13 protein-coding genes are annotated in these 16,265 nt (G+C 49.4%); 4 read left to right on the forward strand and 9 right to left on the reverse strand.

Going from position 1 to position 16,265, the window contains the following annotated elements:
- Positions 1–7 precede the first annotated feature (7 nt).
- From P2W70_RS16470 to P2W70_RS16495, 6 genes are all read right to left on the reverse strand, one after another.
- On the reverse strand, positions 8–574 hold the full coding sequence (locus tag P2W70_RS16470) for a hypothetical protein (RefSeq protein ID WP_276482590.1): 567 nt from the start codon (positions 572–574) through the stop codon (positions 8–10).
- Between the two features lie 9 nt (positions 575–583).
- Positions 584–985: an HNH endonuclease gene (locus tag P2W70_RS16475; RefSeq protein WP_276482591.1), complete on the reverse strand. Its 402-nt coding sequence runs from the start codon at positions 983–985 to the stop codon at positions 584–586.
- 544 nt (positions 986–1,529) lie between these two features.
- Positions 1,530–1,739 carry a hypothetical protein gene (locus P2W70_RS16480; protein WP_276482592.1) on the reverse strand — a complete coding sequence of 70 codons (210 nt, stop codon included), beginning with the start codon at positions 1,737–1,739 and terminating at the stop codon, positions 1,530–1,532.
- A gap of 99 nt (positions 1,740–1,838) precedes the next feature.
- Positions 1,839–2,504: a response regulator gene (locus tag P2W70_RS16485; protein WP_276482593.1), complete on the reverse strand. Its 666-nt coding sequence runs from the start codon at positions 2,502–2,504 to the stop codon at positions 1,839–1,841.
- Positions 2,501–4,144, reverse strand: a complete 1,644-nt coding sequence (locus P2W70_RS16490; protein WP_276482594.1) for a tetratricopeptide repeat-containing sensor histidine kinase — start codon at positions 4,142–4,144, stop codon at positions 2,501–2,503. Before P2W70_RS16490 ends, P2W70_RS16485 begins: the two co-directional genes overlap by 4 nt.
- 102 nt (positions 4,145–4,246) lie before the next feature.
- A complete protein-coding gene (locus P2W70_RS16495; RefSeq protein WP_276482595.1) occupies positions 4,247–4,432 on the reverse strand; it encodes a hypothetical protein in 186 nt (61 codons plus the stop codon).
- Between the two features lie 363 nt (positions 4,433–4,795).
- On the opposite strand from P2W70_RS16495, the gene P2W70_RS16500 reads away from it, so the two are divergent.
- From P2W70_RS16500 to P2W70_RS16515, 4 genes are all read left to right on the forward strand, one after another.
- Positions 4,796–5,842, forward strand: coding sequence for a hypothetical protein (locus P2W70_RS16500; RefSeq protein WP_276482596.1), 1,047 nt, complete (start codon positions 4,796–4,798; stop codon positions 5,840–5,842).
- Positions 5,843–5,969: 127 nt separating this feature from the next.
- Positions 5,970–6,641: an ion transporter gene (locus P2W70_RS16505; RefSeq protein WP_276482597.1), complete on the forward strand. Its 672-nt coding sequence runs from the start codon at positions 5,970–5,972 to the stop codon at positions 6,639–6,641.
- 624 nt (positions 6,642–7,265) lie between these two features.
- Positions 7,266–7,817: a hypothetical protein gene (locus P2W70_RS16510; RefSeq protein WP_276482598.1), complete on the forward strand. Its 552-nt coding sequence runs from the start codon at positions 7,266–7,268 to the stop codon at positions 7,815–7,817.
- A gap of 185 nt (positions 7,818–8,002) precedes the next feature.
- Positions 8,003–10,252: a hypothetical protein gene (locus P2W70_RS16515; RefSeq protein WP_276482599.1), complete on the forward strand. Its 2,250-nt coding sequence runs from the start codon at positions 8,003–8,005 to the stop codon at positions 10,250–10,252.
- Between the two features lie 14 nt (positions 10,253–10,266).
- Here P2W70_RS16515 and P2W70_RS16520 read toward each other — a convergent pair whose 3' ends face one another.
- Genes P2W70_RS16520 through P2W70_RS16530 form a run of 3 tightly spaced genes read right to left on the reverse strand, consistent with a single transcriptional unit; the run spans position 10,267 to position 16,112 of the window.
- Entirely contained in the window at positions 10,267–11,730 is a 1,464-nt protein-coding gene (locus tag P2W70_RS16520) for a hypothetical protein (RefSeq protein WP_276482600.1), read from the reverse strand.
- Between the two features lies 1 nt (position 11,731).
- On the reverse strand, positions 11,732–13,648 hold the full coding sequence (locus tag P2W70_RS16525) for a hypothetical protein (RefSeq protein ID WP_276482601.1): 1,917 nt from the start codon (positions 13,646–13,648) through the stop codon (positions 11,732–11,734).
- Between the two features lie 7 nt (positions 13,649–13,655).
- Positions 13,656–16,112, reverse strand: coding sequence for a tetratricopeptide repeat protein (locus tag P2W70_RS16530; RefSeq protein ID WP_276482602.1), 2,457 nt, complete (start codon positions 16,110–16,112; stop codon positions 13,656–13,658).
- Between the last annotated feature and the right edge of the window lie 153 nt (positions 16,113–16,265).

Genomic DNA, 16,265 nt, shown 5'->3' on the forward strand with positions numbered 1-16,265 from the left:
GATACCGTTAAAAGTGTTTGTTAAGGATCATCTGTCCAGAGATGGCCGCCAGGCCGTTCCGAAAGCCGCGGGTATAACTGATAATGATGCCATGCCCTACCCCTTCATTCTGCCTGGCTTGTTCCTCGATCTCGATGACCTGTTTGATATGGCTTTCGGCGATCTCCTTTTTTACCACCAGTTCTTCCACCATATCGACCATGCCGCTGCGGCTCCTGCTAACGATGTGGAAGTTGATCTGACGAATGAAGTCCTCGTAAAAGGTTTTTGTTTTGCGGATGGAGCGCTCCAGGTCGTTTTTAAGGGCGATAATGGTCTGGTCCAGGTGCGTCATGTCAGGATTGATCAAAGCGTCATTGTATCCCTTTGATTCATGGTTTTTGTCGAGGAATTCATACAGCAATTGAATGCCTGCAAACAAGGGCGCTGCTGGCGGCTCGTTGTTGGTCTGGTTAGCTGGCTGCTCCTTTTCGATGAAGGTTTCTTCGGGAATGTCGCCGACTGCGTTTGCAAATGACAAATCATGGTCATGACCGTTTTTGTGTTGACGGTTGAAGAGGTTAAATAATCCCATAACGTGGTTTTATTGAATGGTGATGATTGGTACTTTGTATTTATTGTGACCGCGGCTATGACAACGCTCGCAGAGTGTGATCAGCAGGTGATCGGAGTAGTCCCAGGGATCACGAAATTGGTTTTGACTGGCCACAAAATGGTATTGCCGGTGATGTACCTGCAGGTCGTTGTCATTTTTACAATGTATACATCGGTGCCGGTCCCGTGCCAGGATGGCTTTTCTGCGCGCCTTCCACTTTGGGTGTAGTAGTTTGCCGCCATAGGACCCATGGACGGGTGTGTTGGTGTCCGGTGCGTCACCATTGGTGGCTTTCGGAGCGTTCTTAGGTTTATCCACCTCTACATACCGTCGGTACGGTGATTCATCTTTAAAAGCCAGGTAGCGGTGATGGTAAGTAGCTTCAGGCATAGACTTGTTAGTTTAAGGTAAAGCAATTCTTGTAGATGCGAGTCGAAGGATACTCGTAAGAAAACGAAGTGATAAGGTGTGTATTGTGGTTAGGATATTTGATCAGGTATTATTTGACATATGTCGACTGGTCACTTTCGGGTATTCCTATTTCGTACAAGGTATACTACTGAAAGTATAAAGAGTATGAGTAGTATGACGATCAACGGGTAGAAACTCGTTTCGTTTTTCATAGTAGATAGTTGACAGGGAGTATAATGGGAGACCGGTACTGATGATTGCTAATGCTATTGTTCCCATTTGCAAAGGGTTCTGCCTCGGTCTTGTGCTACCTCCAGGCTTACGCGTACGATGGCGTGTCGGCAATTGCTTAGCCCACGACAGCGGGCTTTGTAGTGATAGCGATTGGCCGATTGACTATCACAGATGTATACGTCATGTTGACTGCTTGCGACGCATCCGGTCAGCAATAAGGACAATAGCAATGTTTTCAAGGAAGGTTTGGTTTAGTGGTACAGCGGTATAAAGGGTCGAAATGGTACGGTCAGCTTGTGTGACAAGGTTGTACACAGTGGATGCAACCATTTGACTGTGTGTAGAATTTCTTGGCTTCCCGGACTGCTTCCAGGCAGGTGTCGAAGGCGCCCAGGTACAGCCGGTTTTCTGGTTTAGGAAACTTAGGACAGGCTTCCAGGTGTACCTCATGGTCTCCATTGTATTGAGCCACTTTGTTTACGTAATAACTCTTCTTCATATGACTGGTGTTTAATTATGTATCAAAAGTAGCGCGGGAAGAGAAGGTTTTTTTATGGGAAACCGTAAATGATCATTATGGACAAATAAAGTTCAGGGCTTAGATAATGCCGTTGTCTTTGCAAAAGGCTACCAGTTGCTCGTTGGTCGCAACGTTGAGCACTTGCTTTAGCTGATTCAGCTTCTTCTCTACGCTGCTTAATCCGGATGGTTTGATCTGTAGTTCCTGCAGTCTTGTGGGAATGTCTTTCTGCATGGTTCCCGCGGCTAAGAGCTTGACAATGGCTGATTCGAATGTCGAGAACTCATATCCATTCTTACCATTGATCAGGTCCATGATGGGCCTTGGCAGATAGCGGCGGTGCATTCCCAGATCTTTAATCGCCTGCTTAATCTCCTGGGCATCGTGCCGGGCTTTCCGGATATAGCCTTCGATGTCCAGTTTGTTATACAGCATCTGGATGGTGGAGGTGGTGAAGTCGGCAGAGAATACCAGGATCTTCAGGTCTGGCTGTACTTCACGCACTGCGGTTATTAGGTCAATCCCATTGGTGATACTTACTTTACGATCATCGGGTTCAAAATGCAGGTCGGTGATCATCAGGTCGTACGACCTGTCCGTTTTGGCTGTTTGCTTAACCATTTCGAGCGCGTCATCGCAATAGTAGGCGTGTTGAAAATCAGTGATGCCCAGGTCTTCCAATGTTTTCTGGACTGAGATGTTGGCGCTTTCGTGATCTTCGGCGATGAGAACTTTTTTAATCATGGTGTTTGGTCTGATGGAATGGAAATGCGGATCTTCAATCCTTTGGTTGTGGGTTCAAATGTATATTCGCCACCGATAGTTTTTATCCGGGTTCCCGTATTGTGGAGTCCATTCCCTTGTTTGAAGTCGGCCGGGAGGCCAACACCATTGTCTACATAATATATAAGGAGGTGATTTTCTTGGCGCTCAAAGCGCAGGCCGACATTGGTGGCTTGGCTATGTTTTTTCATATTGACCAGCAGTTCTTCGAGAATCTTCTCTACCTGGTTTCTTTTGGTGGTGGATAAGTAATCCCACAATTGTTGGTTATTGCCGGTAACGTATATATTGGTGTTGCCATTGCGGTATGAATCTGTTAGGGAAGAAACTACTTGTTCAAAGTCATGATTGATCGCTTGCGGGTGTTCGTAGGAAATATCCCGGGACTGTTTGTAGAGGTTGTCGATCTTGTCCAGCAGGATTTCCTTTTCCAGGGCCTCATTATGCTCAACTTCGGTCATAATACGGTATAAGCCATTGGCTACCACGTCATGCACTTTTTGGGAGGTTTTGAGTTGGTTGTCGCGGATGGCGATATCTGCCGCTGCCTGGATCTTTTGTCGACGCTTGCGGTTGTATATAAATCCAATGACAGCAACCGAAATAACCAATCCGATGATAAGTTGAAGTTGTACATTATCTCTGACAAGTTCCAGGTTGTCTGCTTTGCTTTTCTCTGTTTCATACCGGATAAGTGCAAATTGATTCTTGGCCTTGTTGCGAGCAGTTTGTAGGCTATCGTCTATGGCTTGATAACTAGAGAAATAGGGACGTAAGTCTTCAGGGGGGCTTAATTCTATGACTTTGTCCAAAGCTTCTAGTTCATCATCTGGGCTTTTAAGTGATTTTAATAGCGAAAGCCTCCTTTGTGCGTATAGCAATCCCGAGTCAGGGTTCTTGGCTGTGTAGTAATCGGCGAGATGTGAGTAGCTGGCATTCATTCCCATTTGGTCTTTTAATGAATCGCGGATTGATAATGCCCGTAAGAGATCAGGTGCGGCGTTATAGGATGGTTGTTGCAACCATTTGGTTCTGGCGCTGTTGGAAAGGACGCGGGCATACTCTTTTGGATTTGCCTTTGCTAAATCAATGATTGAGTTGTATAGACTGTCAGCACTTTTGTAATCCCCAATCTTTTGAAAGGCTAGCGCTTTGCTGTTCAAGGCAATTAGCCTGAAATTGGTATCTGAAAGATATGGCAAGGCTTTGTCGAAGTAGTAAATCGCGTCTTTGTAGTTTTTGAGTTGTAAGCTGATATCACCAAGCTGGTAGTAATTTGACTGCAAACAATAACGGTCATCCTCCTTACGTTCATCCAAAAGCGACATGGAATTTAACAAGCTTTCCTGCCCGCCATAATAGTCTCCTTCACGTGCCTGAAGTATAGCCATGAATGAATACGCAGTAGCTTTTTTCAGGCTGTCGTTTGAGTTGGAAGCGATCTCAGCGAAGTAATAAAAAGCGGAATCATTGTTGGATCGAAAAAGGGAATCTGCATAGTCGAATCCGGAAACCCGTAAAGGTGGGGAAAGTACAGTCGTATTTTTGCAGGCAAATAAGCAGACAAGAAGAATTGGTAGATAAATTTGGTAGGCTCTCACTAACGGCTATTTGACTTAAATATAAATAATTCATGGTTGAATTTTGTTGATCGCCGTTAAGAAATAAGTAAGGCGAGCCGAAGCTCGCCTTGTTAAAGGATATTATGGTTTAGGTGGCTTAGGAGGCAACGGCGGTATGGTGCCAGTTTCGCCTCCGGTATCGCCTCCATCCCCGGGATCTCCATCGTCGTCCATCGTGGTGATTTGGCCGGTATTGGGATTACTGTTTACGTTGCTATGGTGCGGATTCATTAATGCCCAAATCAGGGCGAGAATATACGGTAACATTGATTTTTAAATTTTGAATGTTGTGAAAATGGCAGCCGGACACAGAGCACCCGGCTGCGTGGATGCACGAGAGATGAAGCGCTTCTTGCTTGTTGGGGAAGTGTTGAGCGGGGATGGCGGAGGATCGTTGGGCGCTTCCCGAGCCGCTTGCCGGCCCTCCGTTTTCTTTGCTCGCTGTGAGATCAGTTCTGTACAGTTACCTCTTAGCTATTGAGGTGTTTGGCTGATGACAGAATAAAAGTAGGATGGTGTAAAGGGTTGATTTGCATGCAATTCCTATTCTGACGTTATTGCCTGATATTCCGGTTGGGATTCCAAGAATTCCAGTGCATTTTCCAATTATTCCGACTAATACAATTGTTTATGCGAACAGTGTTTTCTGACTACGAAAAGCTGGTTTTTGATGAATATCTCCGGAAGAAGGAGATGAATGAGCTTGCCCCAAGGCTAACTATATTGTCGCCTGCAGAATTACGGGATGAATGTGAGCGGATATGCTCTGAAAGGTTTGAAAAAAGAGACGAAGCAGTTTTAAGAGATTTCTTTGGAAAAGCCAGCGATCAGAAGACTTGCTTGCAAGCTATTCGAGGTTTCAAGGTTACAAAGTTTAAGTCTCTGATTACATATTTGAATAAAAAGGGGCTATCAAAAACCAGCCCTAAAAATGTTCAGTTATTGGCTTGGTTGATTGATTATCCCGAACGTCCCTATGATTATTCCCGTAATTATGTGATCAAGACCGATGTCAATTTGGTTGGAAGACCGGCAGAAAAGGGGGGTGAAGAAGGAACCCTTGAGTTGAAAAAAATCAAAGAATCTGGTGGAAAAGAAGTAGATCCAGAAGATGGCTTGGCGGATTCAGGTAGCGAGGTCGAAAATAGCCAAAATGGGAGTCGGCTTAATTTTGATGACATGCCAGGGCAGACAGATACGGGAATAGAATCGGATGGAGTTAAGCGAAAAGTTGAGAATCTATCAGCTACGATTAAAGAAAAGGAGGTTAAATCGAAAGCCCCCTCTAAAAAGGTCGTATTTGTTGGGGTGTTGATATTCGTATTAGGCGGTGGTGCTTATTCAATAAAGGAGATATTTATACCTCCTCCTCCTCCATCATCTGGAAGTTGTATGTATTGGAATAAGGATCACTACGAGCAGGTTCCCTGTAGCCAAAAGATTTCTGATGTGCTCGTATTGGCGCTTGATACTAGCAGACTAAATAATTTTAGAATGCTTACCCACAAGGATTCTGTGATAAGACGCGGAAAGGGTTTTGTCTGGTATTCTAAAATTGACAACGATGTTCAGTTTTACACAGCTGACGGTAGGCATCCGATATTTTACAGCAAGAGGTTGAAGCCGGCGACTCAGTATATAATCGACAAATATGCCGCCCTAATTAAGCTACCCTAGTTGTAAATTCATTTCCCTATGCTATATGCTTATGACAAGACGGTCTGTTACCAAAACGAATTTTGTTTTCGTATTCCACAGGCAAAATGTATTACTTACCAAATCGGGCCTGGCCTGACTGCCTATAATGAATAATACCTCTACGAACTCCGGAGAAAGGCTTGGCTTTCTCAATCTGTTGATACTTGTGCTTTCAGTATATGTACTGTTAGCCTTGATGTTCGATACCTTCCTGAAACTTCCGCCGGAAGTATCCAGGGTGTTGTTGATCACCGACAATATCATCTGTGGTATCTTCCTGATCGATTTTATCAAACGATACTACCAGGCAGACAATAAACTCAGGTTCATTCGCTGGGGCTGGATTGATCTGGTGTCCAGCATTCCCATGTTCGACTTCATGCGCGTAGGGCGTGCTTTCCGGTTGATCCGGTTATTCAGGATCCTGCGGGCGTTTCGATCCACCCGCCGCCTCATTCAGCATATATTTCAACAACGTACGAAAGGTACTTTGACTGCAGCGGCCATCATCGCAGTACTGATGGTCATTTTCTCATCCATCGCCATCCTCCAGGTAGAGACTGATCCCAATAGCAATATCAAGACGGCGGAAGACGCCATCTGGTGGGCCTACACCACCATCACCACCGTTGGATATGGAGATAGGTATCCCGTCACGACGGAGGGGCGCATCATCGCTACCCTGCTGATGACGGTTGGTGTGGGATTGTTCGGAACTTTCACCGCATACCTGGCGTCGTGGTTTGTGGGAGAAAAGAAGAATGAGGGAAATTCCTAAACTGCCCATGCTAGCCGCAGTGCCTGATGTTTCGGAATTTTAGGAATTGTAGTAGCAATAGTTAGTTACCATTCAGTCGTTTGGTTAGTAATTCTTCATCGATAAGTCCTACACGGTGCATCGCCATCGTCAAATAAGGCTCTAATTGCTTGCTGTCTGCTGCGCTTTCCAAGCGCTGAAGAAATGAAGGGAGGTCTGCGTTTTCTTTAAACAGGTGGATACGCTTCAGTGCGGCAAATCGTATCGTTTTGTCAGGATCCGACTCCGCACTTTGTTTGATGAGTTCATAATATTTTGATTGCCCACTTTCGGCCAGGTAGATAATTAGCCCCAGGCGGTCTTGTAGACTAAAAGTTGAATATTGTGCTATTTGTTCATCGACGTTAAGTCGGGTGGGATGCGTAGATGTGCTAGCCGTATTGTTTGATGTCTTGAACCAGGATTTAATAGTTGACCATTCATAGAAATCGGAAAGTAGGAAATCTATGTCAAAGTTTGGAGCGTCAAGGAAAAGTCCGATAAGTGGCTGTTTGGGACCACCATTAACCCATTTTTAACCCTTCACGGCCTTTTGGGGGCGTGAAGGGGCTACCTATGAATAGGAAAATGCCGTAACTTCCCCCCATGAAACGCTTGATCCTTTTTGTGGCAGTGGTGATGTTGGGCCTGGCGGCCAAGGCGCAGGTACCTGTGTCTATGGGTGGTATGTATGGCCAGCAGCGCAGTTTCCGGAATTTCGGCCATGCGCTGGACTCCAATACCCTGCAGAAGAAGTGGTTCGTCACCAAATACGCCAGCCTGTCGGCCGGCTTTGTTGGCTTTAGCGGCGGTAGCGCCAGTTTCATCTCGGCTCCTGTAGGCGTCCAACTGAACAGACAGTTGACGAATACTTTGTATGCTTTCGCCGGACTCGAGATCGCTCCTACCTATCTCCACATGAACAATGCTTTTATGCAGCCCGGCATTATCGGTAAGAACAATGCCTTTATGGGTGGCTCCAATAACCTCAGCATCAATCCCGCCGCCCGGGTCGGACTAATGTACGTCAACCCCGATAGAACGTTCTCCATCTCCGGCAGTATCGGCGTCAGCAGAAATAGCTACAATGGGTACAACGGCTACCCGCCTGTTTACGGACCCGCTTACAATCCTGCCTTCAAAGATTCCCGGTTTTAAACATATAGCCATGCTGGTTTATCAAGTTTCATAAGGCCCATGCCTGTGATGCCTGCTCGTATGCATGCTTCTTTTCATTTGTCGATTACAGCCTACTCCCTCCATGCTTTACTGATGGTTATCGTGTTTTAACCGCTTGCCAATAGCCTGTCGCATCTCCTTCAAAATGCCTTATCTTCACTCCCATGTTAGCCATGTCGCGTTTGCTCATCCTTGCCCTTTCCTTGCTGCTCTTTACTACCACGCATGCCCAGCGCACGCAAAGCCTGGTAGATAGTCTAGCCAGCCGGCTCCAGGCCGCTACTTCACAGCCAGCCACCACCATTTACCTGCGCACCCATAAAGACATCTACGTGGCCGGGGAAGACTGCTGGTTCAATGCCTTTGTGCTCGACGGCCACACTGCCACGCTTTCTTCACTTGATAAGATACTGTTCGTGCAACTCGTCAACCCACAAAATGACAGCATCGTGTGGAAGGAAATCTACCCCATCGAAAACGGCATTTCCGGCGGACATGTATTCCTGCCCCACACCCTCCCCCCGGGACCATTCTTATTTAAAGCTTATTCGGCCCACTCTTTTTATACCCATCAACCTAATTTCACTGCGGCTACGCCCATTCAAGTAGTGAACGATCCCCGGGCCATCAAAAGAATCGGACGACTAGCCGCGACCGCCCCTTACGCCAAGGGCCGTCCGATCAACTGGCAACTCTCCCCTACCGGCGGGCAACTGATTGCCGGTATTCGCAACACAGTAGCCTTCCGGGCTACCAATGCCCAGGGAGTTCCCATTTCTGTTCAGGGAATGTTGTTTCGCAACGACGTGGCCCTGCAAACCATTCAGTCCGGACACGCGGGCATTGGTCACTTTGACCTGACGCCGCAATCCGGCGCCAGTTATCGCATCGTGCTGGGCGGTGGACCTGACACTATGTTCCACCTGCCCGCCGTGAAAACGGCTGGCATCCAGTTACAAATTAATACCCAACCCGATAGCCTGCTTTGTAACATCCAAGCCGCCCAATTACCCGCACAAACAGTACTGATCAGTCTGCACGCACGCGGTGAATTGCAAGCCATCGCCGCCGGTAAATTGTTGGATAGTTTGCTGGTGAGGTTTCCCCAGGCCGACCTGCCCCCCGGTGTCGCCGTGGTAACCGTGTACAACGAACAGCTGCAACCGCTGTGCAGCCAGCCCGTCTTTATCCAACCGCAAAGGCTGCAGGTATCCTTCAGTGAGATCAAACCGCAATATGGTGCTAAAGAAATGGTCACTGTCAGGATCAAGACGACCGACGCCAGCGGCCAGCCTGTGCCCGCCATGCTCAGTCTGCGGGTGCATGATCAACTGTTTGCCGACCGCAAAAATGCACAGGACCTGCGCACCCACTATACGCTGTCTACCCAGTTATACGAAACCCTCTACGACCCTGCCTGGTATTTCGATAACCTGCCCGATAAACGTACCGAAGCCGTCAACCTGCTCTTGCAATTGGCCGCCCCGCCAAGATTACCACTGGCTGCGAGCCATCCGGTAGTGTCCGATTCCCTGGCTGCTACCATCTTGCCAGCCGCTAAACAAGCGAAGCCACAAGGGCCCGTGTCGTTACTGGTATTCAACTATAATAAAACGCAGTCGCAACTCATCGCTTCCGATAGCAAGGGGCAATTTTACCTGACCCCCGATCTGCTGGCTACCGGTCGGCGGTTCTTCGTCAAGTACCTGGCCGAGAAGGAACATACCTTTTCCATCACCGATCCTTTTTCGCTGATCCACCTGGCAGAAAGCAAACACAAAGCGCCTTTCTGCGCCGCGGTACTGACCGTTGATGCGACCGATAAGCCGGTAACCGATACCGGTACGTTCCAATACGGCCATTTGTTGGAAGAAGTGGTGGTAAAAGCCAAAGGACGTGGCTATGGCGATCGCTTCCTGGGTTACCTCGATAGCATTGCGAAGTTTGAAGGCAATACTGACTTTGTAGGTCAATGTGGCTGGTTGAATTGTCCCGCCTGTGGCAGTGGTACGAAACCTAAAGAAGGGGTCAGGTATACGGAGCTGACTGATAAGAAAAGGAACGAGGTCACCAGCCATCCGTTTTCCTTTGGTCAGGGTGATACACGCCAGGTTGTCTATAAATATCCCACCTATACGGAAGCAGAACTACTTAAAAAATTCAAGATGGTCATGACACGTGGGTTTTACCAGGACCGACTTTATCAATCACCCGACTATGCCCTGGAAGATAAAAGCGCCAACGATATGCGTAATTCCCTGTACTGGTCACCGCTCATCGTGACCAATGAACAAGGGGAAGCCACCATCCACTTTTATACTTCGGATATCCGGAGTAGTTTTATTGGCGTGGTGGAAGGCGTCAGCGGCCATGGCGCATTGGGTGTTGGGCGTTTCAACTTCAGCGTACTTTGATGGCGGGCGTAAGATTATTTCTTTTTCCCAAAGCCGGTAAACACGCCCGATCCTGGATGTTCGGCGTCATTCATGAACAATACCCGGTCATTTTTGATGGCCACAAAGTAGACATCATATAACCTGGCATTGCCACCGATATCCGGAAACTTCAACTGCCAGTTGTTGACAGATTTGAATATGCCCTTGCCTTTGGCTTGTGCAAACTTCGTGGTCCCCATGCCCGAGTTGGCCGCCGCCAATTGCCAGGTATAGCTATGGTTGGCGCCAAATTCAAACCATTGGGAGGAGGAGTAGGTACTCATGCCGGCACTGGCGCCGGTATAGGTATTGTAGTAGAATGTATTGCTGGCAAAATTTGCATCCCATTTGCCGGTGTTATTCAGGTCGTTCGCCGCTACGGCAAACCGGTTGTAACTGCTCATGTGATCCAGTTGCTTGAAAATCTCCGGCTCGAGCTCGATCGTTTTGCCTTCCCGGTTGTCGACGACATCTCCGCCCATATACTCGGTGATTTTGGCCCAGCGGATGGTCATGGGGTCAAAGCCATATTCCTGGGCAAAAGCCGTGACGTCGGGGGCAATGATCTCCACCCAGCCGTGTTCCCGGCGATACAATACCACCAACACCCGCTGTCCGCTTTGCTGATCGGTAGCCAGCGCCATGCCCAGGTAGGGCCGGTGGTAGCTACTGACAGAAGCGGTTTTGTAATGTTGTACATCTTTATAGCGGGGAGCCACCAGGATATTCCACGCGGCATTGATGAGTGGCTCGGGATCTGCCGCAATGACGGTACCGTCTTTGGGATAATGGAGCAACACTTTGATCGGGCCTTTGGTAACGTCTACCCAGTCGGGCTGTACCACCGCTTTCCAACCGTCGTCGAAATTGGTTTCGTTGAATTGGTAGCCTGTGTTCATGGGTTGCGGTGATACTGCCGCAGCAGGCTGTTGGCCTTGCGCTGTAACCTGTGCGGCCACTGTACCGTCGGGTGTGCCACTCACGGCACCTGGAAGGTCCAATCCAGCAATGAACTTTTTGTAATCGTCCAGGTAAGGTTTGGCGGTGGCATGGCACAATACGCTGATGCAAACCTGACTATTACTATACGTGGTCAGGATAGTGGCTACATTACTACCCTCCCGCTGCCATACGCCCGAGCCACTCATCACCGCCCAACCATCTGCAGTACCAGGTTCAGCTTTCTCGGACGGGGCTGCCAGGTTGTACGGGGTTGCCACCAGCGCTTTCCATTCCTTTTCGAAATCAGCCTGTATATCGCCCGATGAATGGGTGTGCTGGTAAATAGCTATCTGCGCCCAACTGCCGCCGTCTACCCGCGCGTAAACAATATGGGTGTTACCCTTCTCTTCTTTCCAATTGGCAGGAGGGGTATAGTTGACGATGTCATACGTCTGCTGCTGACCAAACAACTGACCGGTAGCCAGGCAGCTCAAAAGGATCAGGGTTGCTTTCATGTTATATTTTTTTGACCTGTACATTGCTCAGGTGGAACACATTTTTTTCGTTCACATAGAAATTGAATCCCTTCAGGTTCATGCCCGCCACAAATACTTTGGCGCAGTCGTACACTTTATTACCATTGCAGAGGACCGTTAGCCCCTCTCCTTTTTTACGGAAGCTCATGCTCACTTTATTGATGGGTTTGCTGCCGGTAAAGGAGGGCATGGAATAATAGTTCTCCATCTTGCAGTCGGTTTTGCCGACGTTGAGCATGAGCCAGCCTGCTGCGTCCACCCGGTTCATATCACCCGGGCTAACATTCATTGTGTATTTCTTATCACCCTGCGCCGTGTTGAATGTCAGTTCTGCTTCGATACCAGGTGTACCCCAGGGCACATCTCCCTTCTGTACCAACAGGTCGAAGCTCAACTCAACATCTCCGCTAACGGGTTGCGTTAATGTTTTCGGGGACGCATTTCTTTTCAGCTTCAGCCATTTGCCGTCCGCGCCTTTCACTTCTACCACGGCAATTTTATCTCCGGTGATCTCACTGCGTTGGGTGTTCCAGGCCGTAGGAGTCGTGCCGGTGGACACCGTGGAGAAATCGTCATAAAAAACGACAGCCGGATCACTGCTTTTGCTTTTGGCGACCGATGATTGCCGGGCGGGCTCAGCAGTGGCCACAACTGTCGTTCCATTGGCCACAGGCAGCGGTTTATAGGGCTGGATCACTTTGTCTTTGCCAAAGAAATAATCGTATACGTATTGGTAATTGAATCCCTGCAAAAAGGCATCCATCCTATGGATCTCCCCCTCGTTGGCGGGCGAGCCGCCATTGTCGAGTCTGCACACGATCCATTGCGGATCGCCGTTGGCCAATGCCTCCTTCACCCCTTTGCGCAGCCGCAGCAAGGGAAAATAAGTTTGCCCATCGTTCAGGGCTTTGGTGCGTAGCCAATACGGTCTGTTACCGGCAGAGAGATTGAATAGATCGATGATGTCTATCTGGTGGTAACGCATGTAAGCAAATTCCTGTAATTCATTTTTGTACATATCACGCAGGTACTGCAGGCCGCGACGCCCTCCTTCCTGTAGGTTTTGCAGTTTGCTGCCACCCTTGATGGCCAGTTTGTACATCATTGGCAGCTGGGCTTCAATTCTGTTGAACAATTCATTGACCGTCACCTGGTCGAAGGGCAAGGGCCGTTTGTCTTTGGTGAGCAGTACCACGTATTTCTCGCTGCCCGGGTCGATCTGCTTTGCCGGGATCATGTAGTGTTCGAACGGCTGCAATTGTGGGCTATTGGTAAAATTGCGGTAGTTGGATGCCTGCTCGAACCACTCCTTTTCAAATTCTCCTTTCATATCACTGCGGTATTTGGGCATGAGGCAATAGTAGGTATCGGCAGAGGAGATGGTGATAAGCTGCTGACTGATGAGCTCTACATTATTGGCCATCACGTACCAGGTGTCGAAATTTGCCATGCCGTTGATGGGCCAAAACTTCCTTTCCGGTGTCTTCATCAGCAGCATGTACAGCTTGCCATAAGCGCCGTAGGTATTGGGTAGCGCATTCCGGTTGTTCTTCTCCGCATCATTGTAATCGTAGTCTTTGCTGTCGGGTTGATACGCCGGTTCTGGTGCCAGTAATGACAATTTCATTTCCCCCAGGTATCCCCTGGGCGTGTAGGTCTGGTGCAGCCAGGTGGCGAACTGTTGGGTAATGCCGGTTTGCTTGGCGGTGTAGCTCCAGCCGTGCTGGGCAAAGGGCTTGGCTGGTTCCTTAAATTGCAGCACTTTGATCCAACCAATGTCTACGTTTTGAATATCGTCCCGTTCGTACCAGCCCCTGCTGCTGGTAGGCTGTGCAGGCAGTGATCTGGTAAGTAAGCTGGTGGCAGCTATGATCACGGATGTTTTTATGATGTTCATGTTGTTGTTATTGGAATAGTCCTTTGTTGGCGGTGATCGTACCGGGTAACTGCAGGCTGCTGCTGATGGTAGGTTGTAGTCCTTCCGTGAGCGCTTGTTTTACTTCTGCGATGATCCGTTGGTATTCGGGGTTGGTGGTGGGCTTGGGTGTGAAACTACTTTTTCCTGGTTTGCCACCTTCTCCTACCGGCAACAGTTCCACCTCTCCCATGTGCACTTCAAATACAGGTTCGATCTGCACCTCGCCCATTTTTACGGTAAAGGGTTCTTCGATCTTCACGTCTCCCATTTTTACAGTGAAAGGTTCTTCGATCTTTACTTCACCCATGCCCACGGTAAAGCCATCTTCGAGGGTGATGCGCGTCACGTCGCGGGTGGCTTTCAGGGTCAGCTTTTTCTTTACAGGTTTACCGCAGGAGGCAGACATCATTTTATTCAGCAGCTGCCTGGCCAGCTGGGCCCTCCGGTAGTCTGCCACACGCGCCGGATCGCGCTCTTTGCTGGTATTGGGTTGCTTTGCTTCGCTTTTGTCGTGTAGCGTTGGTATTGGCGCCATTTCTCCGGGATGGATAGCGGGAATAGGCGCCAGGTATTCCAGCGGCCCCTGCGATCCGTCTTCGTTAACGGGCAACGGTGTCACGCTGCCATTGCCGGTCTTTACGGAGGGGTGGCTGCCTGCCTGTGCGATCGAGCCGCTGAAGCCATAGCTGATCAGCATATTCGGAACGGCATTCGCCTCTTTTTTGAGGAGGGTAGAAGCGTCGAAACTGGAGGCACTATTGCTGAGCTGTAACCATTCTTTGCCGCCGGGCAAGTTGACCACAGCGGGGCAGCTGAAGTTGGGCATATCCGGTACGGGTACCTGCTTCGTCACCTTGGCGGGCGGCGCCACGCAATGGGGCGGCTGAAATTCCATCATTTCCACCACCTGGCGATATGTGGCGGCCAGGTATTCGGCCGACTGAATGGCCTGTGTCTGCATCACGTTGAGCGGATTACCCGCCAGGTACCAGCTCCAGGTAATATAGGCATTCAGCCATTGGCGGTGCAGATCGGCATTGCTGTGCAGGAAATTGCGGAACCGGCCATTGACTGTCCGCATATAGGCATTCTCGATGGAGTCGAGTACGACTTTAAATTGCTTGCAGGTGGCGCCTTTGGTTTTCTCCATCCTGGTCAATACCTGGTTGATGGCTGCGTCGCGCGTTTTCTTCAGCATGGCTTTCCAGGGAAGAAACTTTTTGATGGAATCGGCGGTAGCGTTCTGCCGTTGCATTTCGTAGGTCACCAGTACTTTGGTCACCTCGGCAGCGGGTTGGCTCATCCAGCTTTGACCTTTAAGTGCACTGCTGGCCATGGCTTGCACAAAGGCGTCGTCGCCCTGGTCCACCAGTTTGTCCAGCTCCTTGTTGGTTTGTTCGGTCATCGCTTCGATATTTTCTTCCAGCTGGCGGGTCATCTTTTCAAAGGCAGTTTGCCAGGCCAGGTTTACTTCAAAGGAGTCGACATGGTCCAGCAGTTTGGGCACCGTGATCCAGTTTTTTGGGAAGTATTCGTAGATGGCAATGTTGCGGCGGATCTTGTTCCAGTCGAGCGGCGATTGTTTTTTGCTGTGGTTGTTCCTTACCTGTTGGGTGAATGGATTGGGTGCCAATGATTGGGCGTCTGTGTAGCGATCACCTGCTTTGATGGGGTCTCCGATCAATTCTTCAATGATGCCGCCGCAAAGCTGGGCCTCCGGGTTGGCCGGATTTTGAGCCATGGCCTGCACGTTATAGACCCTGGCGCTGTCGATCTCACCAAGCCCCAGCCAGGCATAAGCGAGGTTGTTGAACACTGTGCTGTTGGAGGGCCGTGTTTGTGCCAAGTGTTTCAGCAGTGGCAGGGCATGTTCGGCATATCCGTAATTGGTCAACAGGGCCGCGGCATTGTTTTGCCAGTTGCTATTGGCCGGGTCGGTGGCTACGGCTTTTAGGGCGAGGGCCATAGCAGCCTGCGGGTGTCCTTGCAGGGAGGCGGTGACGGCTGCATGGGCGAGCGCGCTTGCCTGGGGCGATTGCGCGATGACCTTTTTGACGAGCGCCATTTCAGTCGCGCTGCCTTTCGCCAGCAGTTTATTGTACAGGCCGCTGGCATAGCCGCCGATCGTACCTTGCGTCAGGTTGGTTTTAATAGCGATGGCTTTTTTACCGGCCTCTTTGGCGGGGATCAGACTTTTGTTGCTGGTAAAGGCCGCGTAGTCGGCCGCGGTGGCGTTTTGCTTTTCCAGCTCGGGCATCACGCCCTTCATCATTCGCTTCATGTCCTCCTGCTCTGCGGCACTGAGGCCTTCTTTGTCCATCGCTTCCTTGAGCAGTTTGTCCATGTCGGGCTGACCGGCAGGTTTGGTGGTCGTTTTCTTTTGTGCCGTCGCCTGCTGTACGAGCAGCAACAGCAGCAAAACCGGTAAGCAATGCATTTTCATACAATAGGTGTTTTGTTACGCCGTCAATTGGCGGGTTTCTATTATCTTTCGTGGTAACAAAATTGTTGTGTAGCAGCGGCTGAACCTATACTTGGAATCTAGGATTTTTGAGGCCGTGAGAATCACCTGAAAGGGGGATGGCGTATTTGTCAC

Origin of the sequence: Paraflavitalea pollutisoli (assembly GCF_029360705.1) — a bacterium.
Taxonomy (GTDB): Bacteria; Bacteroidota; Bacteroidia; order Chitinophagales; family Chitinophagaceae; genus Paraflavitalea; species Paraflavitalea pollutisoli.

What these genes read in the sequence shown, in the direction of transcription:
- P2W70_RS16485 (WP_276482593.1), bottom strand. Translation starts at nt 2,504, where the DNA reads ATGATTAAAAAAGTTCTCATCGCCGAAGATCACGAAAGCGCCAACATC.
- P2W70_RS16510 (WP_276482598.1), top strand. Translation starts at nt 7,266, where the DNA reads ATGAAACGCTTGATCCTTTTTGTGGCAGTGGTGATGTTGGGCCTGGCG.
- P2W70_RS16495 (WP_276482595.1), bottom strand. Translation starts at nt 4,432, where the DNA reads ATGTTACCGTATATTCTCGCCCTGATTTGGGCATTAATGAATCCGCAC.
- P2W70_RS16500 (WP_276482596.1), top strand. Translation starts at nt 4,796, where the DNA reads ATGCGAACAGTGTTTTCTGACTACGAAAAGCTGGTTTTTGATGAATAT.
- P2W70_RS16475 (WP_276482591.1), bottom strand. Translation starts at nt 985, where the DNA reads ATGCCTGAAGCTACTTACCATCACCGCTACCTGGCTTTTAAAGATGAA.
- P2W70_RS16470 (WP_276482590.1), bottom strand. Translation starts at nt 574, where the DNA reads ATGGGATTATTTAACCTCTTCAACCGTCAACACAAAAACGGTCATGAC.
- P2W70_RS16480 (WP_276482592.1), bottom strand. Translation starts at nt 1,739, where the DNA reads ATGAAGAAGAGTTATTACGTAAACAAAGTGGCTCAATACAATGGAGAC.
- P2W70_RS16525 (WP_276482601.1), bottom strand. Translation starts at nt 13,648, where the DNA reads ATGAACATCATAAAAACATCCGTGATCATAGCTGCCACCAGCTTACTT.
- P2W70_RS16505 (WP_276482597.1), top strand. Translation starts at nt 5,970, where the DNA reads ATGAATAATACCTCTACGAACTCCGGAGAAAGGCTTGGCTTTCTCAAT.
- P2W70_RS16530 (WP_276482602.1), bottom strand. Translation starts at nt 16,112, where the DNA reads ATGAAAATGCATTGCTTACCGGTTTTGCTGCTGTTGCTGCTCGTACAG.
- P2W70_RS16520 (WP_276482600.1), bottom strand. Translation starts at nt 11,730, where the DNA reads ATGAAAGCAACCCTGATCCTTTTGAGCTGCCTGGCTACCGGTCAGTTG.
- P2W70_RS16515 (WP_276482599.1), top strand. Translation starts at nt 8,003, where the DNA reads ATGTTAGCCATGTCGCGTTTGCTCATCCTTGCCCTTTCCTTGCTGCTC.